We start from the raw sequence: 25,835 nt of genomic DNA on the forward strand, positions 1-25,835 counted from the left end.
GGCTTTTCCCGTTGGTCTGCTACTGGTCAGCTGTTCAGGCGGACCGGCATCAGCACGTACCGGAACTCGCTGATCGGGTCGCCGTCGAAGTCGGTGACGCCGGTCAGCTCGGCCGGCTTCGTCGCTTGGGTGAACGCCAGATGGGCCACCGGTGTTCCGATCGCGTTCAGCCCGTCCAGCAGGTACGTCGGGTTGAAGCCGACGGTGACCGGCTCGCCGACCACGCGGGCCTCGATCGACTCCGACGCCTGGGCCTCGTCGCCGCTGCCGGCGTCCAAGGTCACCGAGTCCTCGGAGAAGGTCAGCCGGACCGGCGCGTTGCGCTCGGCGACCAGGGCGACGCGCTTGACCGCCTCGACCAGCGTCGCCGTGTCGAGCCGGACGCGGGTGGCGATCGCGGAGTCGGTCGGGATGATGCCGCGGACCTTCGGGAACTCGCCGTCGAGCAGCCGGGTGGTGGCCCGCCGGTTGCCACCGGAGACCTGGCCCTCGAAGCCGACGATGCCGTCGCCACTGCCGGGAGCCGCCAGCGACACGATGATGTCGGTGCCGGTCATCGCCTTCGCGGTCTCCGACAGCACCCGGGCCGGGATCAGCGCGGCGGCCGAGGCGTCGGGGGACTGCGGGTTCCACTCCAGCTCGCGGATCGCCAGCCGGTAGCGGTCGGTCGCCAGCAGCGAGATCGTGGATCCTTCGATCTCGACCCGGACGCCGGTGAGCACCGGAAGCGTGTCCTCACGCCCGGCCGCGGTGACGACCTGGGCGACCGCCTGGGCGAACACGTCGCTGCGGACGGTACCGCTGGCCGCCGGGAGGTCGGGCAGAGCCGGATATTCGTCCGTGGGAAGCGTCTGGAGCGTGAACCGCGAGCTGCCACAGGTGACCTGGGCCTTCGCGCCGTCCACAGCGATGTCCACGGGCTGGTTGGGCAGGCTCTTGGAGATGTCGGCCACGAGCCGGCCGGAGATCAGGCACTTGCCGGTGTCGGCCACCTGGGCCGGCACGGTGACCCGCACGGAGGTCTCGTAGTCGAAGCCGGACAGGGTGATCTGCCCTTCCTCGGCCTCGACGAGGAGTCCGGCGAGGATCGGGACGCTGGGACGACTGGGCAAGCTGCGCGCGGCCCAGGCCACCGACTCGGCCAGTACGTCGCGCTCGACGCGGAACTTCACCGCTGGGTGCCTCCTGATTCGGCTGTGTGCCAGGCAGATCCTGCCACGGACGGATGTGATGTGTGTCCACCGCCCTTGACGCGGCGGTTCGTCACCTTCCACGGACAGCCTGACAGGTTCCGTCGACAGTGCCCAGGAGTGTGTGCACAAGTGTGCCCGGCCCGGGGCCGGAATCGGGCCCGAACGTGGAGTTTTCCCCAGGTTGGGCCGCTCGAACCATTTGTGGACTTGGAACTCTCTAGGGATTCCATAGGGTTCTTCGCACCGGTGGATAGTGTGGAAAAGCCGCAAAACCGCAGGTCAGAGGCCAAATCACCCTGTGTGTGGGGTGTGGACGAAATCGGGCTTGCCTGGGGACGCCTGGGTACGACGCCGGCTGTCCCCACAGGGCTTCCACAGCGAAGTGCCCGTCGTCCACCGGGATACCCACAGTTATCCACAGTGGTATCCCCAACCTGTGAGCTTCCCCGGACCGCGTCGGAGTGCCTGTGCAGGCTGTGGACGACGCGGTCCGCGGTGGTCATTGCTGCTTGGCCTGGTGCTTGATCCGGTTGGTCAGTTCGGTGACCTGGTTGAAGACGCTGCGCCGTTCCGACATCAGCTGCCGGATCTTCCGCTCGGCGTGCATCACGGTGGTGTGGTCCCGGCCGCCGAACTGCTGGCCGATCTTCGGCAGCGACAGGTCGGTCAGCTCGCGGCACAGGTACATCGCGATCTGCCGGGCCGTCACCAGCACCCGGCTGCGGCTCGAACCGCACAGGTCGTCGATCGACAGGCCGAAGTACGACGCCGTCTGGCCCATGATCATGCTGGCCGTCACCTCGGGCTTGCTGCCTTCGGGGATCAGGTCCTTGAGCACGATCTCGGCGAGGCTCAGGTCGACCGGCTGGCGGTTGAGGCTGGCGAACGCCGTGACCCGGATCAGCGCGCCCTCGAGCTCACGGATGTTGGTCTGCACCTTGCTGGCGATGAACTCCAGTACCTCCGGCGGCGCGGTCAGCCGCTCGGTGGCCGCCTTCTTGCGCAGGATCGCGATCCGGGTCTCCAGGTCGGGCGGCTGGATGTCGGTGATCAGCCCCCACTCGAACCGGTTGCGCAGCCGGTCCTCCAGCGCCTCCAGGCGCTTCGGCGCCCGGTCGGAGCTGATCACGATCTGCTTGTTCGCGTTGTGCAGCGTGTTGAAGGTGTGGAAGAACTCTTCCTGGGTCTGGATCTTGCCTTCCAGGAACTGGATGTCGTCGATCAGCAGTACGTCGACGTCGCGGTACCGGCGCTGGAACTGGGACGCCTTGTCGTCGCGGATCGCGTTGATGAAGTCGTTGGTGAACTCTTCGCTGGACACGTACCGGACCCGCGCGCCGGTGTAGAGACTGCGGACGTAGTGCCCGATGGCGTGCAGCAGGTGGGTCTTGCCCAGACCGGAGTCGCCGTAGATCAGCTGCGGGTTGTACGCCTTGCCCGGCGCCTCGGCGACCGCGACGGCGGCGGCGTGCGCGAAACGGTTCGAGCTGCCGATGACGAACGTCTCGAAGGTGTACTTCGGGTTCAGCCGCGCCTCGCCCTGCGCGTCGGTCGGCGAGCCGATCGGTGCGGAGCCGTTCGGGGGCGGGGCGACCGAGCCGAGCGGCTGCTGGTGACCGATGCCGTAGCCGGTGCCCTGGGCGTACTGGTCGTGGGGCTGGGTGTTCTGCTGCTCGTGCTGCTGACCCAACTGCTGGTTGTGCTGCTGCTGTGCGGGCGCCTGGTGCTGCTGGCCGATCTGGTCCGGCGCGGTCAGGTCCGACTGCAGGGTCGGCTGGTAGGAGCCGTCGGTCTGCAGTGGCTGGCTCTGCTGGTGCTGACCTTGCTGGTGCTGGTTGTGCTGCGGGGCCTGCTGGTGCTGGGGCTGCTGCTGGGTGTGCTGCTCGGCCTGCTGGGACTGGCTCCGCTGGTACTGGTTCTGCCCCAGCGGGCTCGGCTGCATCTGCGGCGGGTGCTGTTGCTGGTGCTGCAGTTGCCCAGGCTGGCTCTGGTCGTACTGCTGCCCCTGCTGATGACCGGACTGCTGGCCGGGCCGCAGGTGGTTCGGCGGCTGGTACTGCGGCGCCGGCTGCTGGAACGGGTTCTGCTGCCGGACCGGCTCGGGCTGGGGCGCCGGCTCGCGGAGCTCGGGGTCCAGCGACGGGTCGACGGTGACGGCGATCCGGATGTCGCGGCCGAAGCTCTCGCTCAGGATCCGCTCGAGGTCCGGGCGGAGCCGGGTCTCCAACTGCCCGCGGGTGAAGTCGTCCGGTACGGCGACGATCGCGGTGCTCTCGTGCAGAGTGACGGGCCGGCTGTTGGTCAGCCAGGCCCGCTGGTTCGGGGGCAGTCCGGCGAGCACCCTGGTCCAGGCCTCGTCCAAGTCCTTCACTTCTGCCCTGCCGTCCGCACTGGCGGACTGGTCCTCGACCACGCGTTGCTCCCCGAATCCGTTGCTGCGGTGGCCGGTCCGTCCGGGCAGTGCTGCCCCGGCCGGTGCGACCTCGTCCCGATCACCGGCCACTGCGGGTGCGCCCGGTGGCCGCACGTCGCAATCGCTGGTCTCCTCAACCGGGTTCTCCTCATTGTCCACACGGTTGTCCACAGTTGTGAACGAAGCGCGGAGCAGGTTGGTTACCGGTTGGGGAAAGTGGGACCTCTGGTGTGAAGGGCTGACGCTAACAAGTCCCGTCCCGCTGCTTCAAGCCGTCATCCACAGGCTGTGCACGCCAAATTGGGGGCAACCTGCGGCGTGTCGGGTGGACGCCGGGGCGGTGTTGTGGTGCGTCCATCGCTGTGAGTAGCTGGCCCGCCACCCCGTCACCGGCTACTGACAGAGGGTTTCGTCCACATGTCTGTGGAAAACTCTGGGGACGGCTGGTTTGACCTGTCCACAGGCCGCCACGTACCGTGGATCGGTCGGCGTTGAGCCGGCTGTTTCGTGCTGCGCTCCAGCGGGACCAGGTTGTCTTCAGCTAGTTGACTGGGTTCTGGATCGGTGAGCAGACCGCACCAAGGGACAGATCTACCAGTGGATTTGTCGACAATCGTGATCGAGTAACCGGAGTCATTCCAGTGAGCAAGCGGACGTTCCAGCCGAACAACCGTCGCCGGCACAAGAAGCACGGCTTCCGTCTTCGGATGCGCACCCGTGCGGGCCGCGCGATCCTCGCCTCCCGTCGCAGCAAGGGCCGTCAGCGCCTCGCAGCCTGAGGTCCGCCGACCGACGCGGTGACCACCTCGTGCTGCCCCCGTCGCACCGGCTCCGCCGGTCCGACGACTTCCGCCGCGCCGTCCGATCGGGACGGCGGGCCGGTCGGCGTGCCCTGGTGGTGCACTACCTGTCCGGAACCGGCCTGGCCGGGACTTCGGACGACGCTGCTCGTGTCGGATTCGTGGTGAGCAAGGCGGTGGGCAACGCGGTTGTACGCAACCGGGTCCACCGCCGGCTGCGTGCTGTCATGGCATCGCGGCTGCCCGATCTGCCGACCGGCAGCTTGACCGTCGTCCGGGCACTACCCGCGTCGGCCACGGCGTCGTACGCCGAGCTCGTGGCGGACGTCGACGGCGCGCTGCGACGCGTCCTGGTGGACTCCCGATGAAGTTCGCGCCCGTGAAGTACGGGCTGATCGGGTTCCTCAAGCTCTACCGGAAGTTCGTGAGCCCGATGTACGGGCAGGTCTGCCGGTTCTATCCCAGTTGTTCGGCGTACGCCCTGGAAGCGGTCGAGCGGCACGGCGCGGTGCGCGGTAGCTGGCTGGCGGCGAGGAGACTCGCCCGCTGCCACCCGTGGAACCCCGGCGGCTACGACCCCGTTCCACCCACAGATGTCGACCAGCGCGGAGAGCCACTCTCCGCCAACCAGCCCGGATCGTCGACCGACGCCGGGCCTGTGCAGCGAGGTGCCTGAGTGATCATTCCCCTGGCCATCCCCGAGCTCGCCTTGTGGGACGGGATCGTCGATCTCTTCAACACGGTCATGACTCCGCTCTACTGGGCTGTCTCGGCACTGCTGGTGGGGTGGCACTGGCTGCTCTCGCAGGTGCTGGACCCGAACGGCGGCTGGGCCTGGGCGCTGTCGATCGCCGGCCTGACGATCGTCATCCGGACGCTGCTGATCCCGCTGTTCGTGCGGCAGATCCGCTCCAGCCGGAACATGCAGCTGCTGCAGCCCAAGATGAAGGAGCTGCAGAAGAAGTACGGCCATGACCGGGAGAAGCTCGGTCAGGAAATGATGAAGCTGTACAAGGAGACGGGCACCAACCCGTTCTCCTCGTGCTTGCCGCTGCTGCTCCAGTCGCCCGTGTTCCTGGCGCTGTTCCGGGTGCTCGACGGCGCCTCGAAGGGTGAGGCGCACAGCAGCATCATCGCGCCCCACGTGAACTCGCTGCGGCACGCGAAGATCTTCGGTGCCGAGATCTCGCAGACCTTCCTGCGGGCCAACGGTGACGGCGCGACGAACGTCAAGATCGTTGCCGTCGTGCTGATCATCCTGATGACCGCCACGATGTTCATCACCCAGCTGCAGCTGATGCGCAAGAACATGCCGAAGGAGGCCCTCGAGGGCCAGGCGGCGCAGATGCAGAAGATCATGCTCTACGTCTTCCCGATCTTCTTCCTGATCGGTGGCTTCAACTTCCCGATCGGTGTGCTCATCTACTGGTTCGTCTCGAACGTGTGGACGATGGGCCAGCAGTTCTACGTGATCCGCCGCAACCCGGCCCCGGGCACCCCGGCCTTCGACGCGATGGAAGCCCGCAAGCGCGAGCACAACCGGCGCGCGGGCAAGCCGGAGGACTCCGGTCTGGCGACCGCGGAAGACGACGGTGAGGCCGGTTCTGACCGTCGTCCGGCCAACCGGCAGCAGCCGAAGCGTCAGTCCCGCAGTACGCGGAAGACCGGCGGTCCGACGGCCGGTGCCGCCGGTGCCGCCGGCGCGCAGGACGAGCCGAAGCCGTCGAGCAACGGGCAGCAGCCCGCGACCCCGGCCAAGAAGGCGCCCGCCGCGAAGAAGGCCGCAGCCGGTGGCAAGCGTCAGCCGGCCGCGAAGTCCCGTGCGCAGCGGACGGCCCAGCAGAAGGCCGCGCAGCAGAAGGCCGGCCCGAAGAAGTCCGGCGGCGGAGCGCCCCGCAAGACCGACAGCTGAGCCTTCGGCCGCTGGACATCCCTGCTTTTGTACGCACCGGGTCCCCGTGGGGCGGATCTCGAACTGTGAAGGAGTGGCCGTGAGCGACGGCATGCAGAACGCCGAGTCGGCGGAGAAGTCCGCCGCGAGTGGTGCGGACGAGCGCCTGAAGGCGCTGGAGGCCGAGAGCGACATCGCGGCCGACTACCTGGAGGAACTGCTCGACATCGCCGACCTGGACGGCGACATCGACATGGACATCGACGGCGACCGCGCGGCGGTGTCGATCGTCGGCGCGGACCTCAGCAACCTGGTCGGCGAGAACGGCAAGGTGCTTGAGGCGCTGCAGGAGCTCACCCGGCTGGCGGTCTACCGGGAGACCGGCGAGCGCTCGCGGCTGATGCTCGACGTGTCGAACTACCGCGCCAACCGCAAGGCCGAACTGGAGAAGGTCGGCAAGAAGGCGGTCGAGGACGCGCAAGCGACGGGCAAGCCGGTGCGGCTGGACCCGATGACGCCGTTCGAGCGCAAGGTCGTGCACGACGTCGTCGCCGCGGCGGGTCTGACCAGCGAGTCCGAAGGCGAGGAGCCGCGCCGCCGGGTCGTCGTCCAGCCGGCCTGACGTCGTGTTCTGCTCGTGACAGGTGACGTTTCACGTGAAACCCCGCCGCTCGTGGAGGAGCTCTTCCCCCGGGCGGCGGGCCGGCTCGAGGTGTACGCCGAGCTGCTCGCAACCGAAGGAACTCTGCGCGGCCTGATCGGCCCGCGGGAGGTACCCCGGCTCTGGGACCGGCACCTCCTGAACTGCGCCGTGCTCGAACGCCTCGTGCCGGAGGAGGCCACGGTCGCCGACATCGGCACCGGAGCCGGCCTGCCCGGGATCGTGCTCGCTCTGGTCCGGCCCGACCTCCAGGTGTCGCTCGTCGAGCCGCTGCTCCGGCGCACCACCTTCCTGGAGGAGGCCGTCGAGAAGCTCGGCCTCGACAACGCCGAGGTCGTCCGGGGCCGGGCCGAGGATCTGCGCGGTACGACGTACGACGTGGTGACGTCGCGGGCGGTCGCGCCACTGGGCAAACTCGCCGGCTGGTGCCTCCCTCTGCTCGACGAAGGTGGCCTGATGCTGGCCATGAAGGGGGAGTCGGCGGAGGACGAACTGGCCGGTGCCGAGGGCGAGTTGGAGGCTTTGGGCGCGGAAGTTTGGCACGTTCATCAACTCGGCGTCGAAGAACTGGCACAGCCGACGACTGTCGTGAGTATTGTGGCCGGACGTGCTGCACGGGGATCCCAGCACAGAAGACGCGGGAGGTGAACGGGTTGGTGAGTCACGCCGTCGGATGGCCGGTAAGGACTACCGGGGAACCCCGGACGACCGAAGGAATCGGCTGGCCGACAGATCCCGGTACGCCGGTTGTCCGGATCGAGATCACTCACCTCGCCACACCCAGCTTGGCCCCGTCCGCCGACGTGGTGCCGCCTGCAAACGTGCCCTCTGCGGAGCCCGCTTCGCCGGCTGATGAAAGCCCTGCCGCGATGCCGCCTGCGGCCGACGCCGCGCCTGCAGTTGGCCCGACGTCCCGTGATGCCGAGTCCGCAGAGTCGTCCACCGGTGCGCCTGCGGAGTTGTCCACCAGTGCGTCCACGGAGGCCGCAGCGCCTCGCGATGCGGACCCCGCTGTGGATGCTGCGCCCACCGAGGCCGTGTCTGAGGCGGGAGCGACGGGACCCGAGGCACTGACGCAGGCCCACGGCTCCTGGTCCGAGCCCATGACCCCAGCCACGCCCGCAGCCTCCGCTCCGGTTGAGTTGCACGCACAGGCTGAGCCCGTCGTCCCCACCCAGCCCTTCACTCCGGCCGAGTCCGCGATCGCAGTTGATCCCACTTCAGCCGAGCCCTCACCGTCGGTCGAGCCGTTGACTTCTGTCGAGCCCGCCGATGCGGTGGAGTCCGCCAGTTCGGTGGACTCCGCCGGTTCGGTCGAGTCCACCACGTCGGACCAGCGCCCGGACTCGGCTGAGATCTCGCCCGCTGCTGCTTCGGCGGCTCAGCTCGTCGACGCCGACTCAGCGGCCGACGTTCCCCCGCCGTCGACCGATCCCGCGATGACGGCGGCTGTGGAAAACGATCGGACCGACTCGGGCGATCGCCCGTCGATGCTGCAGGCCGCTGCCGCGCTCGACTTCGGCGGCTCCTCGACGACGCCCCAGGCTGCGCCGGTTTCACGTGAAACACAGCCGACCCCGACGCCTGAGGAAGATTTCCCCGAGTCTCCACGACCTGTGGATGACTACCCTCTGGAGACCCCCTCCCACGCGGGAATTCATCCACAGACCCCTGTGGATGAACCTGGGGAGAAGCCGGCTCCCTCCCCGACCGACATCCTTTTCGGGCCACGTCCCGTACCTCTTGGAATGGGCGCCATGACTGCCGCACAGATCGCCGCGCGGGCCACCTCGGACGAGCTTCAGCGACGACTCCTCGAAACTCCGATCGCCGCCGCCACCGAACGGACCCTGCTCGTGAACGAAGGACGCACGATGGGCCGCGAGTTCCCGCTGCCCGCCGAGACCCGGGTATTCGTCGTTGCCAACCAGAAGGGTGGCGTTGGCAAGACGACCACCACCGTCAACGTGGCGGCCGGCCTCGCCCTCTACGGCGCGCGGATCCTGGTGATCGACCTCGACCCCCAGGGCAACGCGTCGACGGCACTGGGCATCGAGCACTCGGAGGGAACGCCCGGCGTCTACGAGGCGATCATCGAGGGCGAGCCGCTGAGCAAGCTGCTGCAGCCGTGCGAGGAGCACCCGGGCATCGTCGTCGTACCGGCGACCATCGACCTCGCCGGCGCGGAGATCGAACTGGTCAGCATCGTGGCCCGAGAGAGCCGGCTGAAGCGCGCACTCGACGCCCACCTGGCCGAGACCGAGGCCGCCGGCGAGAAGTACGACTACGTGTTCATCGACTGCCCGCCGTCCCTCGGCCTGCTGACGGTGAACGCGTTGACCGCGGCCCGCGAGGTCCTCGTCCCGATCCAGAGCGAGTACTACGCCCTCGAAGGTCTGTCCCAGCTGCTGCGCCATATCGACATGGTGAAGTCGCACCTGAACCCGACACTGGACGTCTCGACCATCCTGCTCACCATGTACGACGCCCGCACGAAGCTCGCGGGCGAGGTCGCCGCGGAGGTTCGGGGTCACTTCCAGGACGCCGTACTGCGCACCGCCGTGCCGCGCTCGGTACGGATCTCCGAGGCTCCCAGCCACGGGCAGACCGTCCTGGCCTACGACCCGGCATCCGCCGGCGCGCTGTCGTACCTCGAGGCTTCGCGAGAGATCGCGATGCGCAACAGCTCCTGATCGTAGATCGAAAGCAGAAGGCCCGGACCACTCGGTCCGGGCCTTCTGTGGTTTCACGACGAACCCTCGGCGCCGTTCCACGTGAAACGCGCTCCGGCGCCCTTCCCTTGTGGTCGAGTCGATGCTCAAGCCACAGCTGCCGCCGGGTGACCCGGGGCGTCGCGCCGCGGGCGTTGGGTTCGCTGCTCGACCCGTCGCGAAGGGTACGAGCCATCGGACCGGATCGCTCCATCCGGCGGAGTTGCAGTGTGCATCCAAGCCGCTCGGAGAGAGCGCGTCGCGTCCACGTGAAACGGGCCTCCGGACTTTCCTGTCGGTTCCACGTGAAACGCCCATCGGCGGCACCCATCACGATCCTCGTTCCACGTGAAACATATGTCGTCGGCGCCGCCCGTCACGTGCTCGACCTGAAACGCTCGGCGGCCGGACGCCTCGCCGATGTCGCCCGTTCCACGTGAAACGCTCCGCAGGTCGATCCGCCTCAGCTTCGTTCCACGTGAAACATGCGCGCGTGACGAGATTGGCGACCCGACAAGGTGGGGTCGAAGATGTTGGCGACGCAGTCACCGGTTACCGTTGCGTTGGCCGAGTCGTGAGGGGGGAGGGGCATTTCCTCTCGCGCCGGCCGGTCGATCCGGCGGCAGCTGACACGAGGAGCGGAATGAACACCAGGCTTGGACGTGGACTCGGTGCGTTGATTCCGAGCAACCCTGCCGCTGGCAGCTCGACGCTCGGCAGCAAGTCGAGCTCGATCCCGGGCGCACCGCCGATCACGCCGGAGATGTCCGCGACTCCGGTGGGCAAGGGCTCGGAGCTGGCCGCAGTGCCGGGTGCGGAGTTCGCCGAGATCGAGGTCGGCAAGATCAGCCCGAACCCCAAGCAGCCGCGCAGCGTGTTCGACGAGGACGCGATGGCCGAGCTGGTGCACTCGGTCAAGGAGATCGGTCTGCTGCAGCCGATCGTCGTCCGACGCCTCGGGGACGACAAGTACGAACTGGTGATGGGCGAACGCCGCTGGCGCGCGACCCAGGAAGCCGGCCTGGAGACGATCCCCGCGATCGTCCGCGACACGTCCGACGACGTGATGCTGCGGGATGCGCTCCTGGAGAACCTCCACCGCAGCCAACTGAACCCGCTGGAAGAAGCGGCGGCCTACCAGCAGATGCTCGACGACTTCGGCTGCACCCAGGAAGACCTGGCGAGCCGCATCGGTCGCTCTCGCCCGCAGATCTCGAACACGCTGCGGCTGCTGAAGCTCCCGGCTTCGGTTCAGCGCCGCGTCGCCGCCGGCGTTCTCTCCGCCGGGCACGCCCGAGCTCTCCTCGGTCTTCCCAGCGGCGACGCGATCGAGCGCCTCGCCCAGCGCATCGTCGCGGAAGGTCTCTCCGTCCGCACCGTCGAAGAGATCGTCGCGATGGGGGACATGTCGGCCGACGACCCCACGCCGGCCCGCCGCCGCAACAAGCCGGTGGCGCCGCGCCTGGTCGATCTCGCCGATCGCCTGTCCGACCGCTTCGAGACGAGGGTCAAGGTCGACCTCGGCAAGACCAAGGGCAAGATCACCGTCGAGTTCGCCTCGATCGACGACCTCGAGCGAATCGTGTCTCTGATGGACCCGAACAAGAAGTCGGAGTAACTGGCCCCTCCCGTACGTCGCTGCCATGCTCGCCGTGCCCGGCGGGTGTGGCAGCGCTTGTTTTCCGGAAGGTGTGTTGGTGCAGCCGGCGTCCACTGGCAGTGCCGACGGCCGTCGGTTCGAGCGCGGCCTCGGTCATCGTGCTGCGTCCACCCGCGCACCGCGTGTTCGGCCGGGATCGCCGCCGCGCCGTCCCCGCTCGAGCACGGCCGGCTTCTACGGGAGCTGACGGAGGACCCGCTGCGCTACGGCACCGCCGAGCTAGCTGAAACAGGACGTGCAGCGGCGGGCGGCGATGCTGAGGAGCCCGCCGAGTCATCAAGCCCTCTGAGGGACACGGGCTCTCATCAGCGGAGCATGCACTACCGAGTGGGCGCTGGATTCAGTTCTCGTGATCGGATCGCCCGGTGGCTGCCAGGCGCTGGTCGCGGCTGGCCTTGTCGGCGCTTCAGGCCCTGGACGGGGCACGCCGGCATACCGACGGCAGGTCCGCCGACTGCAAGCCACCGATCCGGTTGGGGTGATTGGCGCGCGATGTCCTACGGGCGGGCAGTCGACGTCTCCGCAGCGCTGCGGTGTTTGCGGCAGGCAGCAATTGGTGTCAGGCCGATAGGCGACCGGGACGGCTCGCTGCGGATGCGGCCTCGTCGGTGTTGTTCCGAGAGCCACGCGGGTTGCCTCATCTCCGCCCTGGACGGACCGACCGGCTGAGCTGCGGCCGTCAGCTCTGCTCTCCATCGCGCCGAACAGAAGGTCGTCACACCCGGCGCGGGCGTCCGTCCGCGGCAAGGGCCAGACGCCGGCGTGATGTCGCACGAGGCGCGTTCACTCGGCGCGGGTGGCCGGAGGCAGCTGTACATGCGTGCCGAAGAGTGCCGGCGGCGACGCGCCGCCGGGGAGGGTCGCGTGCGGGCGTACTGCACACGCGATACCTCAGGTGGCAGCTTGTCTCGCTGCCAGGAACGTCGGGCCACTCGACTGTGGCGCGACCGCGAAGGCGGGCCGGACGTCTTGTGCCCGGTGCGACCGGTGTGGCTGCCTACCGCACCGCGCGTCGTCGCGTCACACCGGCGTCGCGCTGCACTGGGGTCGTTGCGCCACCTGCGGTACGGGTCAGGCCGGCGACCTGGTCCGACTGCGGGCGGTCCGGACCCGCGTCGTCGCCGTGCGACGACGGCGAGCGGCGAGCGGCGAGGGCGAGGGCGATCGGCGAGGGTGAGCGGCGAGGGTGGGCGGCGAGGGCGGGCGGCGAGGGCGAGCGCCGGGCGGCCGCGGGCTGCAGGGCGCAGGTGCGACGCGCGAGACGTTGAGTACATGACTGGCGGACGTGCGCGGATCGTAGTGAGGCGTTCGGGGAACAGCGGGAGAGCCGCGCAACTGCTGTGCACGACCTCCGGCGATCGCACGGGGCGACGCTGGCTGCGAACCAGTCCAGATACCGGCCTATCCACGGGAGTCGAACGGCGGGAGCGGGTCGCGTCCCAGATCGCATTGACGATCACGGGGTGCGCGCTCGCTGCGGCGTCTGCCGACGGTGTGCCGAGTTGGACTGCCGCGTCACCCTCATCTCGGCAAGCTTCTGCGCCAGTTCGGGCGGTCCAGCGGGAGTCACGCGGAGCGGTCGGGCATCTGTCGGAACCGGCGCAAGTCGAACGACAGTGGTGATCCCTAGCTGATTGGACCCCGGTGCGAGTGGCGATGAGTCGGCGGGCGCATCATCCCCTCGGGGGTGGCAGACACATTCATAGGTCGATATGTCGACCATGGACTGGTCTTGCGCAAGCGATCGCGCGGCGCCGGGCGAGCGGTGGGTCAGGCTGGCCTACTCCTAACAAGTTGGCCGCGGGGGGAGGGGACTGCATCGGCTTTGCCTGCCTACCTGCCTGCCATCCGGCCGTCGCCGTTTCGCGCGGACCGCCTTCCCGTGAGCAGGGACCTCTCCTGCGTTCGCACCGGGACGGAACGCTGGGGGTCATTGGCCTTCGCGATCGAGCGGAAACACGTCCGAGTCCCCGTCGGCCCCCGGGGACCGGCCCACCCAAATCGAGGGCTCAGGAGGGCGCTTTGGGAGCGGTTTTGCTCGATCGGCAGCGCCAGAGCGTCGGCGCGAGGCGGCTTAGGATCGCGCTCACAGAACTCTTTGAGGGCCGAAACATCGACCATGATCCGGTCTCGTTCGACTGGTCGGGCGGCGCCGGCGAGGGGCAGCGGGCCAGGCTGGTTGACTGCCCGTTGAGGTGGCGGCGGCGAAGGGACCTCGATCGGTCCTCGTCCGTCGGCCGGCCGTCGTAGTTTCGCGTGGACCGCCGCTCCCGCGATCAGCGAGCCCATGCGCGCCAGGACGGACCGCTGGGGCGGCACTGGCCTCGGTGCCTCGCGATCGCGTGTCGTCGGTCCGGTCGTGGCCGGCCCGGCCGATGGGCGCACCCGGGATCGTGCTCAGGAGGAGGCGCTTCTGGGAGCGGTTTTGCTCGGTTACCAGCGCCGGACCGTCAGTCGAAGGCGGCTTAGGATCGCGCTCACAGAACTATTTGAGGCCTGCCCCACCCAATCCGAGCACGTCGCGATATGTCGACAAATTTATATAGCTGTTTGCGGTGGTTGTTTCACGTGAAACGGGAAGGCCTAGCGGGTGAGGTCGTGGTGGACCTTGCGCTCGGCATAGAAGGACAAGAACGGAATCGTGCCGGCGAGGGCGACCAGGACCAGGCGGGTGAGGGGCCAGCGGACGCGGCGGGCCAGGTCGAAGGAGAAGAGTAGGTAGACGACGTAGAGGAAGCCGTGGAGTGGGCCGACTACGTTCATCACCGCGGGGTTGTCCGCGAAGTACTTGAGGGGCATCGCGACGAAGACCAGCAGGAGGAGCATCACGCCGACGATGTAGGCGATGATCCGGTAGCGGACGAGGGCGCCTCGGGTCGATGCCGGCAGGGTCGGCGTGGGTGAGGGCGTGGCGGGGTCTGCGGGGGAGGTCACGCAGAAACGGTACCGCTTTGATCCTCTTCGTCCGGGGGCTGGTGGTCGGGATCACCCGAGCGGTGGGCGTCGAGCACCATGCGGCCCCACATCCAGAGGGTGAAGGCGGCGAAGATCCACCACTGGAAGGCATAGGCCACGTTGCGCAGGCCGGCGTGATCTGTGGGTGGGGCCGGGGGATCGACGGGAGTGAGCGCGGGTGATGAGGTGCCCGCCGCGGGAGTGCTGGCGTCCGACGCGGTCTGGACTACGAAAGCGTCGTAGATGCGGTAGTCGACCATGTGGACGATGGTGGGGATTCGCAGGGACTTCAGGATGCGGCTCTGGTTGACGTCGCCCGAGGAGTCCTGAGCTTCGGAAGCGGCGATGCCGCCGGTCAAGGTGGCTGGGCCGGTGGGCGCTTTGGCAGCCGGGTCGTTGACGGAGGGCACCCAGCCCCGGACGACCATGACACCGCCGGAGTTCGACGAGCCGGTGTCCTTCAGGAGCAGGGGAGTGACGACCCAGAAACCGTCCCGGCCGTTGTGGGCACGGTCCGAGATGAAGATCTGGTCGCTGGGCGAGGCCCAGGTGCCGGTGACAGTGACGCGTCGCGCTACTGCCGAGGCCGGAAGACCGGAGTCGATCGGGAAGAGCGACTGCAGAGGTACCGGCGGGATCGCCGCCCGTCCCGCGGTGGCCGCCGCGGTCTTGGACTGGTAGACGTCGAGCTGCCAAACCCCCAGCACCGACATCACCGCCGCGATCGCCAAAGCCAGCAGAAACAGCGCCGACCAGCGAGGGGTCAGCGCCGTACGCCAGACAGGACGCTCGGACCGCGGAGGTGAAGCCACTGGTTCGGTGGTCGGTGCTACGGGCATCAGAAACTCAACGGGCAGCGGCCGCGGCCAGCAGATCGCGGCACAGCACACCTAGCTCGATCCCCGCGGCCTCCGCCGCGAGCGGGACCAGCGAGGTCTCGGTCATCCCAGGCGCCACATTGACCTCGAGGAACCACGGCACACCGTCGGCGTCGACGACCAGGTCGGAGCGCGAGAGGTCGCGCAGCCCGAGCGCCCGGTGGGCAGTCACCGCGGCCTCCGCGCACGCAGCCGCCACAGCGGCGTCGAGCCGAGCCGGTACGACGAACTGCGTCGCCCCCGCCGTGTACCGAGCTTCGTAGTCGTAGAAGCCCGAGTCGGGCTGGATCTCCACAGCCGGCAGCGCCCGCGGCCCGTCGCCCGTGTCGACCACGGTGACGGCGACCTCCGTGCCGTCCACGTAGCGCTCGATCAGCGCGACCGGCCCGTACGCGTAGCAGTTGACCATCGCCGACGGCAGCTCGTCGATCGTGCGCACGATCGACGCACCGAGTGCCGAACCGCCACGCGCCGGCTTCACCACGAGTGGCAGGCCGATCTGACCGACGACCGCCTCCATCAAGGCCGCAGCGCCGAGCTCCCGGAAGGTGTCGTGGCCGAGCACGACCGACTCCGGAGTGTGCAGTCCAGCCGACTGGACCATCGTGCTGGCGACCGGCTTGTCGAACGCCGTCCGGCACGCGGCCGCGTCGGCGCCGACGTACGGGACGCCGTAGAGGTCGAGGACCTGGCGCAGGGCGCCGTCCTCACCGGTGACGCCGTGCAGCACCGGGAAGACCGCGTCGGGCGGATCGTTGCGCAGGCGGTCGACCAGGCTCGCGTCGACATCGCGCTGCTCGACCTCGACAGCGACACTGCGCAAGGCGTCCGCCACGCGCCGCCCGGAGCGCAGCGAGACGTCCCGCTCGTGCGACAGACCACCGGCCAGTACCAGCACTCGACCCAGATCACTCATAGAACTTTCCCGATCACTCGTGGGCGATTCCGGCTCGGCGCCGGTCCCGAGGCCCATGGGAACGGTACCGCTACCCGCTCGCGGACCCACGGGCCGCCTGACGATCCCTGCACGAATTTTGCGCTCGACCGGCCGCGCCCGAAGCGACAGTCCGGCCGCGCATCAGCTCAGCTCCGGACCAGGAGCGTCGTAGTCGTGGCCGGCGCCGGGCTGCAGCGGCCCGAAGGTCTGCCGCAGCTCGAGCTCCTCGTTGATCACCGCGGCGAGCCGGGCGACTCCCTCGGTGATTCGCTCCGGCGTCGGATGACAGTACGACAAGCGCATGCACTGCGAGCCGAAACCGTCGGAGAAAAAGGCCGTTCCGGGCACGTAGGCCACCCGGGCCGTCACCGCGCGCGGCAGCATCGCCTTCGCGTCGAGGCCTTCGGGCAGCGTCAGCCAGACGTAGAACCCACCGCCCGGCTTCGTCCACGTCGTTGCCGCGGGCATCTTCTCGGCCAGCGCCGCGAGCATCGCGTCCCGGCGTTCGCGGTACATCTCCTGGAACTGCTTCACCTGGCCGAGCCAGTCGTGCCGCGCCAGGTACGACGAGATCGCCAGCTGGCTGAACACCGGCGGGCACAGCGTCGCCGACTCCTGCGCCAGCACGAGCTTCTCCCGGACGGCGTGCGGCGCGACCGCCCAGCCGACCCGGAACCCCGGCGCGAACGTCTTCGAGAACGAGCCGAGATAGATCACGCCTTCGCGGTCGTCCGCGCGCAGCGCCCGGCGCGGCTCACCGTCGAAGCCGAGCAACCCGTACGGGTTGTCCTCCAGCACCAGCAGGTCGTAACGCTGGCAGATCTCCAGCACGCGGCTGCGCCGCTCGTCCGCGAGCGAGACACCGGCCGGGTTGTGGAAGTTCGGGATCGTGTAGAAGAACTTGATCCGCTTGCCGGCCGCCCGGACCGCGGTGATCGCCTGCTCCAGCGCCTCCGGGACCACGCCGTCGTCGTCCATCGCGACATGCACGACCTCACACTGGTACGCGCGAAACACCCCGAGCGCCCCCACGTACGACGGTGCTTCGCAGATCACCACGTCGCCCGGGTCGCAGAACACCCGGGTGACCAGGTCGACGGCCTGCTGACTGCCGACGGTGACCACCACGTCGTCAGGATGCGCGTCGATGCCTTCCAGCCGCATCACGTCGCAGATCTGGTCGCGCAGGGTCGGATCGCCCTGGCCGGAGCCGTACTGCATCGCGGTCGCGCCGTGGTCGATCACCAGGTCCCGGACGGCGGAGCCGACGACGTCGAGCGGCAGGCCGCCGATGTTCGGCATGCCACCGGCCAGTGAGACCACCTCGGGCCGGCTGGCCACCGAGAAGAGGGCGCGGATCTCCGATGCGGTCATGCCCTTGGTCCGTGCCGCGTACCGGTCGACGTAGTTGTCGAGACGGGTCTGCCGGACGTCGGGCAGGTCAGCACTCACGGAGCGGCTCCAGGGACTCGAGGGGGAAGTCTCAAGGCTACGCCGACGTCGCCGGGCGTGTTCCCGTGCCCGGACTGCCGATCGGCGCTTCCTCTCACTACCATGCCTTATAGGGGCAGGTTCGACCATGCCGCGGACTGGCAGCTGAGACGGCGGCCGGGCCTGACCACACCTGGCGCGACCTGGCGGTACCGCGGAAGGCAGGATCGGAATGAGCGTGGGCAAGGCGTTCGGCTTGGCACTCGGCGGACTGGTTCTCGGCGTGCTCGCCGGGTTCGCCGGAGAGCTGTTCAGACGGCAACCGGCCGGCAAGGTGCAGCAGCGGTACGTCGCACCGCAGGCCGCCGAGACCCCCGACGCGCGTACCCCGGCGCCGGCGGCCCGATGACCCCCGAGAGCACCTGGCACCGGAGCAGCTGATGTCACGCCGGCTGGAACCGCTGACGCTCGCCAACCTGGACGAGGTCCCAGCGCCCTGCCGGGCCTGTGTGTTCTGGGAGCTCGACCCCGTCGCCGCGCGGAACGCGGCCCGGACCGGCGACACCGAGCTGGAGAAGGAAGCCTGGCTGTCCCAGCTGCTGCTCGACTGGGGGTCGGCCGGATTCCTGCTGTACGTCGACGACCAGCCGGCCGGCTACGTGATCTACGGCCCGGCCGCCAACCTGCCGCGGATCCAGGCGTTCCCGACCGCGCCGGTCAGCCCGGACGCCGTGGTGATGGCGACCGGGCGAATTCTGCCGCGCTACCTCGGCATGGGACTCGGCAAGGTGCTGGTCCAGGGCGTCGCGAAGGACGTGCTGAAGCGGGGATTCCGGGCCGTCGAGGCGTTCGGCGACTCCCGCTGGGACGGGCCGGGCTGTGTCTGGCCGACGGACTTCCTGCGCGCGGTCGGCTTCGGCGTCGTACGAGAGCATCCGCGTCATCCGCGGTTGCGGCTGGATCTGCGCTCGACGGTGACGTGGCGCAGCGAGATGGAGGCCGCCGTCGAGCGGGTACTGGGAGTCATCCGGCCCGAACACTCACCGCCCCGGCCGGTCACGGTGCGCGAGGTCCTGCCTCGCGAGCCGCAGCGCCTCCGGCACGGCGCAGCGCCGAGCTGACCTGAGCAGAGAAAGGCCGCCCCTGATGGTGTACCGATGGCTCGCCGACGCGGTGATGGTCTTTCACGGCGCGTTCCTGCTGTTCTTCGTGATCGGCGGCTTCCTGGCCTGGCGCTGGCGCAAGCTGATCTGGGTGCACCTGGCAGTCGGCCTGTACAGCCTGTTCAACGTGATCATGGACTTCGCCTGCCCGCTGACCGAGCCGGAGAAGTACTTCCGCCGTCAGGGCGGCGAGCAGGCCTACGAGGGCGGGTACATCAATCACTACCTGGACGGCACGCTCTGGCCCGAGGGCGCCACGCCGACCGCCGAGAAGGTCGGGTTCGCACTGCTGATCATCTCGTACGTCGGCTTCTTCGTCACCGGCCACCTGCGCAAACGCCGGACAACCAGGGACGGATCAGTGGTCACCCGGACGTGATCCGGGCGCCGAGTCGCCATACTGGTAGCCGTGTCCATCACCACGCAGAGTCCGGTCGACGTCTACATGGCCGACCTGAACCGCGCTCTCAGCGGTCCGCGCCGGCGCCGGGCCGACCTGATGGCCGAGGCGCGGGACAGCCTCGAGGACGCCACCGAGGCGTACGAAGCGGACGGCCTCGATCGGCTCGAGGCCGAACGACGCGCGGTGGACGATTTCGGCGATCTGGTTGTGGTGGTGCCCGGCTACCGGGCCGAGCTGGGCATCGCCCAGAGCCGCCGGACCGCCGTCCTGCTGTTCCTGGTGATGATCGCCCAGCCGATCGTCTGGCAGGAGGGCGCCTGGGCCTGGACCCAGCAGCCGAACGAGACCACACCGCTGCTCGAGTTGCTCAACCGATCGGTGATGGTGACCGGCTCGCTCGCCATCGCCGGCGCCGTCCTGGCCGTCGTGGGCACCGGTCTGGGCCTGCGCTATCCGTGGCTGCGGGACCATGTGGCACGGGCGACAGCCCTGTTCGCCCTGGTCAGCGCCGGAGCGGTCGCGGTGATCGCGACCGGTATGGGCCTGTTCAGCACCGAGCTCGAGGGCTCCAACCTGGCGGGTCTCAGCGTCGTCGGCGGGTTCGTGCTGCTCCCGATGCTGCTGGTCTCGTACTCCGCGCAGCGCTGCCTCCGCCTCGTCTGAGCGGCGCGGTCAGCTCGTCCGGGGGCGCAGCACGCCCTCGATGACCGTGCGGAACGTCTCCCACTCACCGCGCCCGTCCGCCAGCATCTTCTGCCCGGCCGACGTGAGCTGGTACGTACGGCGCTTGCGCCCGCTCACCGTGCTCCACTCGCTCGCCAGGTAGCCGGCGCGCTCGAGCCGCCGCAGCGCGGGGTAAAGCGTGCCGGTCGGCAGGTCCACCGCGCCACCGCTGCGCTCCTGCAGCGCCTCCATGATCGCGTAGCCGTGCAGGGGCTCGTGCTCCACGACCGCCAGGATCATCGGGTCGAGGTGTCCACGCAGCGCATCCGCCTTCATGTAGCCAGTCTACCCATAGACCTGCTACCGTCGACAGTGGATAGGTAGAACGGCTACATGTAGCAAAGCGAGGCAGAAACCGATGAGCGTTCGAACTCCCGCCAAGCCGCACACGGGCGGCAGCCCACCCGGCCTGCTGGCGCGGATCGCCGGCTGGGCCCAGCGGCACGCCGGACCGGCGGTCGCCCTGTGGCTGCTGGCATTGATCGCCGTGACCGCGGCCTCGACGCTGGTGGGCAGCGCGTACAAGAACGACACGTCGCTCCCCGGCACCGACTCGCAGCGGGTGATCGAGGTGCTCGACCAGCACCAGCCCCGCGGCACCGCCGACACGGTGCAGATCGTGGTCGCCGACCAGCAAGGCCTCAGCCGGCCGGCCACCAAGTCCCGCGTCGACGCGATGCTGGCGAAGGTGGGCGACCTGCCACACGTCGCCCAGGTCGAGAGCCCGTACGCCGGCCGAGCCACCCTCTCCGACGACGGCCGGACGGCGTACGCGACGGTGACGCTGGACGGGACCGACGTGGACCCGGAGGCGGTTCGCGCGATCATCACCGAGGCGCAGGCAGCCGCGGGCGACGGACTCCAGGTCGAGCTCGGCGGCGACGCGGTCCGGGCGGCGGCCGAAAGCGGCGGCGGTGCGGCCGAAGGGGCGGGAATCCTGGCCGCGCTGGTGATTCTCGTCTTCCTCTTCGGATCGTTGCTAGCGGCAACACTTCCGCTGCTGACCGCACTCTTCGCCGTGGGCAGCACGCTCGGCCTGCTGGTGCTGGCCTCGCACGTGTTCACCGTGCCGAACTACACCGCGCCGGTGATGATGCTGGTCGGGCTCGGCGTCGGTATCGACTACGCCCTGCTGATCTTCTCGCGCTACCGCAGCGAACTCCGGCACGGTGTGGAACGCCGCCGCGCGGCCGAGATCGCCCTGGACACCGCGGGCCGCTCGGTGATGTTCGCCGGCTGCACGGTGGTCATCGCGCTGCTCGGTCTGCTGGCTCTGGGACTGGGAGCTCTGCAAGGTGTCGCGCTCGGGGTCACCCTGACCGTCCTGATGACGATGCTCGCCGCCGTGACGCTCCTGCCCGCCCTACTCACCCTGTTCGGCAAGCGGATCGAGCGCAGCGTGCTCAAGCACGCCGCCAAAGCCCGCCGTACGCCGGGCGACGGCTGGCGCAAGCTCGCCGGAGTCGTGCAGCGCCGGCCCTGGACGCCGCTGCTGCTCGGCACGGTCGCGCTCGTCGTCCTCTGCCTGCCCGCGCTGGATCTGCGGCTCGGCTTCGCGGACGCGGGCACCGACGACCCGGCGAAGACCACCCGCAAGGCGTACGATCTGCTGGCGCAGGGATTCGGCCCGGGCTTCAACGGTCCGCTGATCGTCGTGTCCGAAGGCGATCGCGCGGCGGCCGAGGCGCTGAACCGCGAGCTGGCCACGGATTCCGGCATCGCCGCGGTCACCCCGCCGCAGGTCAGCCCCAACGGCGCGGTCGCCACCATGCTGGTCTTCCCGACGTCGGCGCCGCAGGACGAGGCGACGAGCCAACTCGTCGAACGCCTGCGCGACGAGACGTTGCCGGCGGTCGCCGCGGACACCAAGGCGACGTACCTGGTCGGTGGATCGACGGCGGCGGCGGACGATTTCGCGGCGGCGGTGAGCAGCCGGCTGCCGATCTTCGTCCTGGTGGTCGTCGGCCTGTCGGCGCTGCTCCTGCTGGTGGTCTTCCGGTCCGTACTGATCCCGCTCAAGGCGGCCGTGCTCAACCTGCTCAGCATCGGCGCCTCGCTCGGCGTCATCACACTGGTCTTCCAGCAGGGCTGGTTCGGCGCGCAGCCGGGACCGATCGAGGCGTTCGTGCCGGTGATGATCTTCGCGATCGTCTTCGGGCTCTCGATGGACTACGAGGTGTTCTTGATCTCCCGCATCCACGAGGAGTGGCGGCGGACCGGTGATCCGATCCAGGCGGTGCGCGAGGGCCTGGCCAACACCGGCAGCGTGATCACCGCCGCGGCCGCGATCATGATCGTCGTGTTCGGCGCGTTCCTGCTCAGCCCGGATCGGATGCTGCAGCAGTTCGGCCTCGGGCTGGCGACCGCCGTACTGATCGACGCGTTGCTGATCCGGTGCGTCATCGTCCCGTCGGTCCTGCGGCTGCTCGGCAACCGTGCCTGGTGGCTGCCGCGAAGCCTCGAGCGGGTCGTCCCGACGGTCGCCCTGGAGCGCGACCACCGATCAGAAAACTGATCAGTCCGGCAGAAATTAAACCACCCACCCGCCTGAGCAGGCGGGTGGGTGGTGTGCGTTGAAGGGTCAGACAGTCAACTGGCCGAAGCGCAGCATGCCGGTGGCGGCGTCCTGCTCCGGCGGCAGGTAGACCCGCTGGATCGCGACCACGATCGCCTCGGCGACCACGTCGCGGAAGTCGGGGTCGGCCAGCCGGGACGCGTCGTGCGGGTTGGTCACGTAGCCGATCTCGAGCCGGACGGCGGGCATCTTGGTCCGGCGCAGCAGGTCCCAGGTCTTCTGGTGGGTGCGGCAGTTCAGCAGGTCGGTCCGGGCGACGATCTCGCGCTGGACCAGCCCGGCGAACTGCTCGCCGACACTGGACGAGGCTCCGTGCAGGTCGGTGCCGTAGTAGTACGTCGCGACGCCCTGGGCCTCGGGGTTCATCGAGCCGTCGGTGTGCAGCGAGACGCACAGGTTCGCGTCCGTGTCGTTCGCGAACGCCGCCCGGGCGAGCTCGTCGGGACCCTGGTCCCGGCCCCGCGACAGATAAGCCCGTACGCCGGTCGCGCCCAGCCGGCCCTCGATCCGGGCCGCCAGGTCGTAGGCCACGTCGGACTCGCGCAGGCCGAAGCCTTCCCAGCCGTAGTCGAAGCCGCCGTGACCGGGGTCGATCACCACGGTCTTGCCGGACAGCCGCGGACCCGCCGCCCGGACCGCCTCCGCGGACCGCAGCGCGTCCGGCCGGCCGCCGGTGGCCATCGGGCGGATCCGCTGCAGCGCCTTGAAGGTGGACGGGCCGCACGTGCCGTCGGCGGGCAGGCCCATGTTGCGCTGGAACTCGGTCACCGCGCGCTGGGTGTCGGCTCCGAAGATCCCGTCCACCCGCGCCACGGCGAACCCGAGCTCCTGCAGCTTGGCCTGCAGCGCGACCACGTCGTCCCCGGTCATCGGGTGCGACACGACGAACGTCAGCAGCCGGTCGCCCAGCCGCCAGCGGGCGTCGTCGATCGCCCGGTACGTCTGCGGGCCGACGATGCCGTCGATCATCAGCCCACGCTGCTGCTGGAAGCCCCGCACGGCGCGGGCGGTCTCCTCGTCGTACACCGAGCGCGGGGCCGCGTCCAGCAGGCCGAGGCGCTGCAACTTGCCGATGATCTCGGCCACGGCCTCGCCGCTGTCACCGATCCGGTAGATCCGGGCGCCGTTGGGGGCTTCCATCAATGCTCCTTGCCGTGCGGCGGTCGGCGCCCCGGTGAGGGGGCGCCCAGGCAGTCTGTGTCAGCCGGTGAAGTCGGCCAGTTCCTTCAGCAGCGCCGCCTTCGGCTTCGCGCCGACGATGGACTTGGCCAGCTCACCGTTCACGTAGACGTTGATGGTAGGGATACCGGTGACGCGGTAGTTGCTCGGGGTGACCGGGTTCTCGTCCACGTTCATCTTCAGGAAGGTCAGCTTGTCGCTGTGGTCCTGCGCCAGCTCCTCCAGGATCGGGGAGACCTGGCGGCACGGGCCACACCACTCGGCCCAGAAGTCCACCAGCACCGGCTTGTCGCTCTTCAGCACGGTCTGGTCGAACTCGGCATCGGTGACAGCGTTCATCTTCTCGCCCACGGCGAACTCCTTCGGTTGTTTCTCGAGTAGGTGTCAGACGGAGACAGGCTCGGTGGCCGCGGCCGCCGCGGCGGATTGGCTGTCGGCGAAGTCCAGCGTGGCCAGGTAGCGCTCCGCGTCCAGCGCCGCGGAACAGCCGGTGCCGGCCGCGGTGATCGCCTGGCGGTAGGTGTGGTCGACCAGGTCGCCGGCCGCGAAAACGCCCGGCAGGTTGGTGTTGGTGGTGCCCGGCTGGACCAGCACGTAGCCGTCCTCGTCCAGGTGCACCTGGCCCTTGACCAGCTCCGAGCGCGGGTCGTGGCCGATCGCGATGAACAGACCGGTCACCGGCAGCTCACGCGTCGCACCGGTGACGGTGTCGGTCAGCGTCACGCCGGTCAGCTTGTCGTCACCGTGGATCTCCGAGACCGCGGAGTTCCAGGCGAACTCGATCTTGTCGTTGCCGAACGCCCGCTCGGCCATGATCTTCGAGGCCCGCAGCTCGTCACGACGGTGCACGATCGTCACCTTGTCGGCGAACCGGGTCAGGAAGGTCGCCTCCTCGATCGCGGTGTCGCCACCACCGACCACGGCGATCTCGTGCTGCTTGAAGAAGAACCCGTCACAGGTCGCACACCACGACACACCACGACCGGACAGCTGCTCCTCGCGCGGCAGGCCCAGCTTGCGGTAGCCCGACCCCATCGCCAGGATCACGGTCTTGGCCCGGTACTGGGTGCCGGCCGAGTCGGTGACGACCTTGAGGTCACCGGTCAGGTCCACGCTCACGATGTCGTCCGGGACCAGCTCGGCGCCGAAACGCTCGGCCTGGTCGCGCATCTCCGACATCAGGTTCGGGCCCATGATGCCCTGCGAGAAACCGGGGTAGTTCTCCACCTCGGTGGTCGTCATCAGCGCGCCACCGGCGGTCACCGACCCCTCGAACACGAGCGGCTCCAGCTGCGCGCGCGCGGCGTACACCGCGGCGGTGTAGCCCGCCGGGCCGGAGCCGATGATGATCACGTTGCGAACTGCGTCGCTCATGAAGGCGTTCCTCGTTGTCGTCGAGACTGGACGTCGTACTCAACGGATCCTAGAGGCCGACCATTCCCAAGGTACCCACCGCGCCCGCCCAGCAAGCCAGGGGCTCACCGAGCGGTCTCAGCGGTTGCGCAGCGTGACAGTCGTGTCGTAGAACGGCGTCGCGGGACCCCCGGAACCGCTGCAACCGGTGACCACGAACACCTTCACGTCGCCGGCGGAGCCACCCGGCAGCCCGATCACCGTCGACCGCTTGCCGTCGACCGTGGCGGGCTGGACCAGCTGTAGCTCCGAGTCTGGCTGGGTGGTCGCGAACTGCCGGGCACAGTCGATCTCGGCCGCTTCACCGTGCAGGATCGGGCCCTTGGCGCCCTCCAGCCAGCGCTGAGCGTCCGGACCGACCTGCTCGGTGGTGATGCTGGGCACGGACGTCGGGCTGCCGATGCCGGCGGCGCCGTCGGTGCTGTGATCGGCCGTGGCCAGCACGACGCCGACCACGCCGGCTCCGGCGACGACGACCACCGCGGCCGCCGCGAGCAGCAGCTTCGGCAGGTGCCGGTGGGGCTCCTCGCGGAGCTGGACCAGCGAGTGCACGCCGACCGTCGAGGCACGCAGCACGGACTCCGACGCGATCACGGCGTTCAGGTGCTCGGCCACGTCGGCCGGCATCGGGATGTCGGTGCGGCCCTCGTCGGCCAGGTCCTCGGTCAGCTGCAGCAGGGCGTCGTACGTCTGCTGGCAGTCCGGGCAGGCCTTCACGTGCTCCCGGGCGCGGTGCGCCTCCGGAGCGGGCAGCAGGTTCTCGATCAGGTCGGCGATCGTGTCGGTGTCGAGGTGCTCGAGGTGCTCACTGGTCGGCAGACCGGCGTCGGTCATCGGGGATCCGCCCCC

At 69.2% G+C, this 25,835-nt stretch carries 23 protein-coding genes and 1 pseudogene; 13 read left to right on the forward strand and 11 right to left on the reverse strand.

Annotated elements, in window-relative coordinates; all coding sequences use genetic code 11:
- Positions 1-26: 26 nt before the first annotated feature.
- On the reverse strand, positions 27-1,172 hold the full coding sequence (dnaN, locus tag BWI15_RS32505) for a DNA polymerase III subunit beta (protein ID WP_077018335.1): 1,146 nt from the start codon (positions 1,170-1,172) through the stop codon (positions 27-29).
- 520 nt (positions 1,173-1,692) lie between these two features.
- Positions 1,693-3,777 carry a chromosomal replication initiator protein DnaA gene (dnaA, locus tag BWI15_RS32510; protein ID WP_330359544.1) on the reverse strand — a complete coding sequence of 695 codons (2,085 nt, stop codon included), beginning with the start codon at positions 3,775-3,777 and terminating at the stop codon, positions 1,693-1,695.
- A 470-nt stretch (positions 3,778-4,247) separates the two neighbouring features.
- On the opposite strand from dnaA, the gene rpmH reads away from it, so the two are divergent.
- From rpmH to BWI15_RS32550, 8 genes and pseudogenes are all read left to right on the forward strand, one after another.
- A complete protein-coding gene (rpmH, locus tag BWI15_RS32515; RefSeq protein ID WP_077018336.1) occupies positions 4,248-4,385 on the forward strand; it encodes a 50S ribosomal protein L34 in 138 nt (45 codons plus the stop codon).
- Positions 4,386-4,414: 29 nt separating this feature from the next.
- Positions 4,415-4,774: a ribonuclease P protein component gene (gene rnpA / locus BWI15_RS32520; RefSeq protein WP_077018337.1), complete on the forward strand. Its 360-nt coding sequence runs from the start codon at positions 4,415-4,417 to the stop codon at positions 4,772-4,774.
- Complete coding sequence (yidD, locus tag BWI15_RS32525) at positions 4,771-5,082, forward strand: membrane protein insertion efficiency factor YidD (protein ID WP_077018338.1); 312 nt, start codon at positions 4,771-4,773, stop codon at positions 5,080-5,082. Before rnpA ends, yidD begins: the two co-directional genes overlap by 4 nt.
- Positions 5,083-6,069: pseudogene (gene yidC, locus BWI15_RS32530) on the forward strand (membrane protein insertase YidC); the annotation flags it as partial. It lies immediately after the preceding gene.
- Between the two features lie 328 nt (positions 6,070-6,397).
- Positions 6,398-6,919, forward strand: a complete 522-nt coding sequence (locus BWI15_RS32535; protein WP_432943410.1) for a protein jag — start codon at positions 6,398-6,400, stop codon at positions 6,917-6,919.
- A 51-nt stretch (positions 6,920-6,970) separates the two neighbouring features.
- The gene (rsmG, locus tag BWI15_RS32540; protein WP_143466048.1) at positions 6,971-7,606 is read left to right on the forward strand and encodes a 16S rRNA (guanine(527)-N(7))-methyltransferase RsmG; all 636 of its coding nucleotides are present in this window, start codon (positions 6,971-6,973) and stop codon (positions 7,604-7,606) included.
- A 1,109-nt stretch (positions 7,607-8,715) separates the two neighbouring features.
- The gene (locus BWI15_RS39095) at positions 8,716-9,651 is read left to right on the forward strand and encodes a ParA family protein (RefSeq protein ID WP_077018340.1); all 936 of its coding nucleotides are present in this window, start codon (positions 8,716-8,718) and stop codon (positions 9,649-9,651) included.
- 661 nt (positions 9,652-10,312) lie between these two features.
- Positions 10,313-11,287, forward strand: a complete 975-nt coding sequence (locus tag BWI15_RS32550; protein WP_077018341.1) for a ParB/RepB/Spo0J family partition protein — start codon at positions 10,313-10,315, stop codon at positions 11,285-11,287.
- Between the two features lie 2,625 nt (positions 11,288-13,912).
- Here BWI15_RS32550 and BWI15_RS32560 read toward each other — a convergent pair.
- From BWI15_RS32560 to BWI15_RS32575, 4 genes are all read right to left on the reverse strand, one after another.
- Complete coding sequence (locus BWI15_RS32560) at positions 13,913-14,263, reverse strand: DUF3817 domain-containing protein (RefSeq protein ID WP_077018343.1); 351 nt, start codon at positions 14,261-14,263, stop codon at positions 13,913-13,915.
- Positions 14,260-15,015, reverse strand: coding sequence for an SURF1 family protein (locus tag BWI15_RS32565; protein ID WP_237771554.1), 756 nt, complete (start codon positions 15,013-15,015; stop codon positions 14,260-14,262). The genes BWI15_RS32560 and BWI15_RS32565 overlap by 4 nt, the downstream gene beginning before the upstream one ends.
- Before the next feature lie 115 nt (positions 15,016-15,130).
- Positions 15,131-16,078, reverse strand: coding sequence for a D-alanine--D-alanine ligase family protein (locus BWI15_RS32570; protein WP_077018344.1), 948 nt, complete (start codon positions 16,076-16,078; stop codon positions 15,131-15,133).
- Between the two features lie 162 nt (positions 16,079-16,240).
- Complete coding sequence (locus BWI15_RS32575; protein ID WP_077018345.1) at positions 16,241-17,551, reverse strand: aminotransferase-like domain-containing protein; 1,311 nt, start codon at positions 17,549-17,551, stop codon at positions 16,241-16,243.
- Positions 17,552-17,762: 211 nt separating this feature from the next.
- On the opposite strand from BWI15_RS32575, the gene BWI15_RS39620 reads away from it, so the two are divergent.
- The 4 genes from BWI15_RS39620 to BWI15_RS32590 are packed head-to-tail and all read left to right on the forward strand — an operon-like array spanning position 17,763 to position 19,759.
- Positions 17,763-17,939, forward strand: a complete 177-nt coding sequence (locus BWI15_RS39620) for a hypothetical protein (RefSeq protein ID WP_168197411.1) — start codon at positions 17,763-17,765, stop codon at positions 17,937-17,939.
- Between the two features lie 31 nt (positions 17,940-17,970).
- Complete coding sequence (locus BWI15_RS32580; protein WP_077018346.1) at positions 17,971-18,651, forward strand: GNAT family N-acetyltransferase; 681 nt, start codon at positions 17,971-17,973, stop codon at positions 18,649-18,651.
- Between the two features lie 25 nt (positions 18,652-18,676).
- Entirely contained in the window at positions 18,677-19,072 is a 396-nt protein-coding gene (locus tag BWI15_RS32585) for a DUF2784 domain-containing protein (RefSeq protein WP_077018347.1), read from the forward strand.
- Positions 19,073-19,102: 30 nt separating this feature from the next.
- Positions 19,103-19,759, forward strand: a complete 657-nt coding sequence (locus tag BWI15_RS32590) for a permease prefix domain 1-containing protein (protein WP_237771555.1) — start codon at positions 19,103-19,105, stop codon at positions 19,757-19,759.
- A gap of 9 nt (positions 19,760-19,768) precedes the next feature.
- Here the strand turns inward: BWI15_RS32590 and BWI15_RS32595 are convergent, their stop codons facing one another.
- The gene (locus BWI15_RS32595; protein WP_077018348.1) at positions 19,769-20,095 is read right to left on the reverse strand and encodes a PadR family transcriptional regulator; all 327 of its coding nucleotides are present in this window, start codon (positions 20,093-20,095) and stop codon (positions 19,769-19,771) included.
- An 82-nt stretch (positions 20,096-20,177) separates the two neighbouring features.
- Here BWI15_RS32595 and BWI15_RS32600 point away from each other — a divergent pair, with 82 nt between their 5' ends.
- On the forward strand, positions 20,178-22,334 hold the full coding sequence (locus BWI15_RS32600) for an MMPL family transporter (RefSeq protein ID WP_077018349.1): 2,157 nt from the start codon (positions 20,178-20,180) through the stop codon (positions 22,332-22,334).
- Positions 22,335-22,400: 66 nt separating this feature from the next.
- Here BWI15_RS32600 and BWI15_RS32605 read toward each other — a convergent pair whose 3' ends face one another.
- From BWI15_RS32605 to BWI15_RS32620, 4 genes are all read right to left on the reverse strand, one after another.
- The gene (locus BWI15_RS32605) at positions 22,401-23,534 is read right to left on the reverse strand and encodes an N-acetylmuramoyl-L-alanine amidase (protein ID WP_077018350.1); all 1,134 of its coding nucleotides are present in this window, start codon (positions 23,532-23,534) and stop codon (positions 22,401-22,403) included.
- A 60-nt stretch (positions 23,535-23,594) separates the two neighbouring features.
- Positions 23,595-23,912 (reverse strand): thioredoxin, encoded by a 318-nt coding sequence (trxA, locus tag BWI15_RS32610; protein ID WP_041290800.1) that lies wholly within the window; start codon positions 23,910-23,912, stop codon positions 23,595-23,597.
- A 45-nt stretch (positions 23,913-23,957) separates the two neighbouring features.
- Entirely contained in the window at positions 23,958-24,947 is a 990-nt protein-coding gene (trxB, locus tag BWI15_RS32615) for a thioredoxin-disulfide reductase (RefSeq protein ID WP_077018352.1), read from the reverse strand.
- A 117-nt stretch (positions 24,948-25,064) separates the two neighbouring features.
- Positions 25,065-25,820 carry an anti-sigma factor family protein gene (locus tag BWI15_RS32620; protein ID WP_077018353.1) on the reverse strand — a complete coding sequence of 252 codons (756 nt, stop codon included), beginning with the start codon at positions 25,818-25,820 and terminating at the stop codon, positions 25,065-25,067.
- Positions 25,821-25,835 lie beyond the last annotated feature (15 nt).

The sequence above is a fragment of the Kribbella sp. ALI-6-A genome (assembly GCF_001984195.1).
Lineage (GTDB): Bacteria > Actinomycetota > Actinomycetes > Propionibacteriales > Kribbellaceae > Kribbella.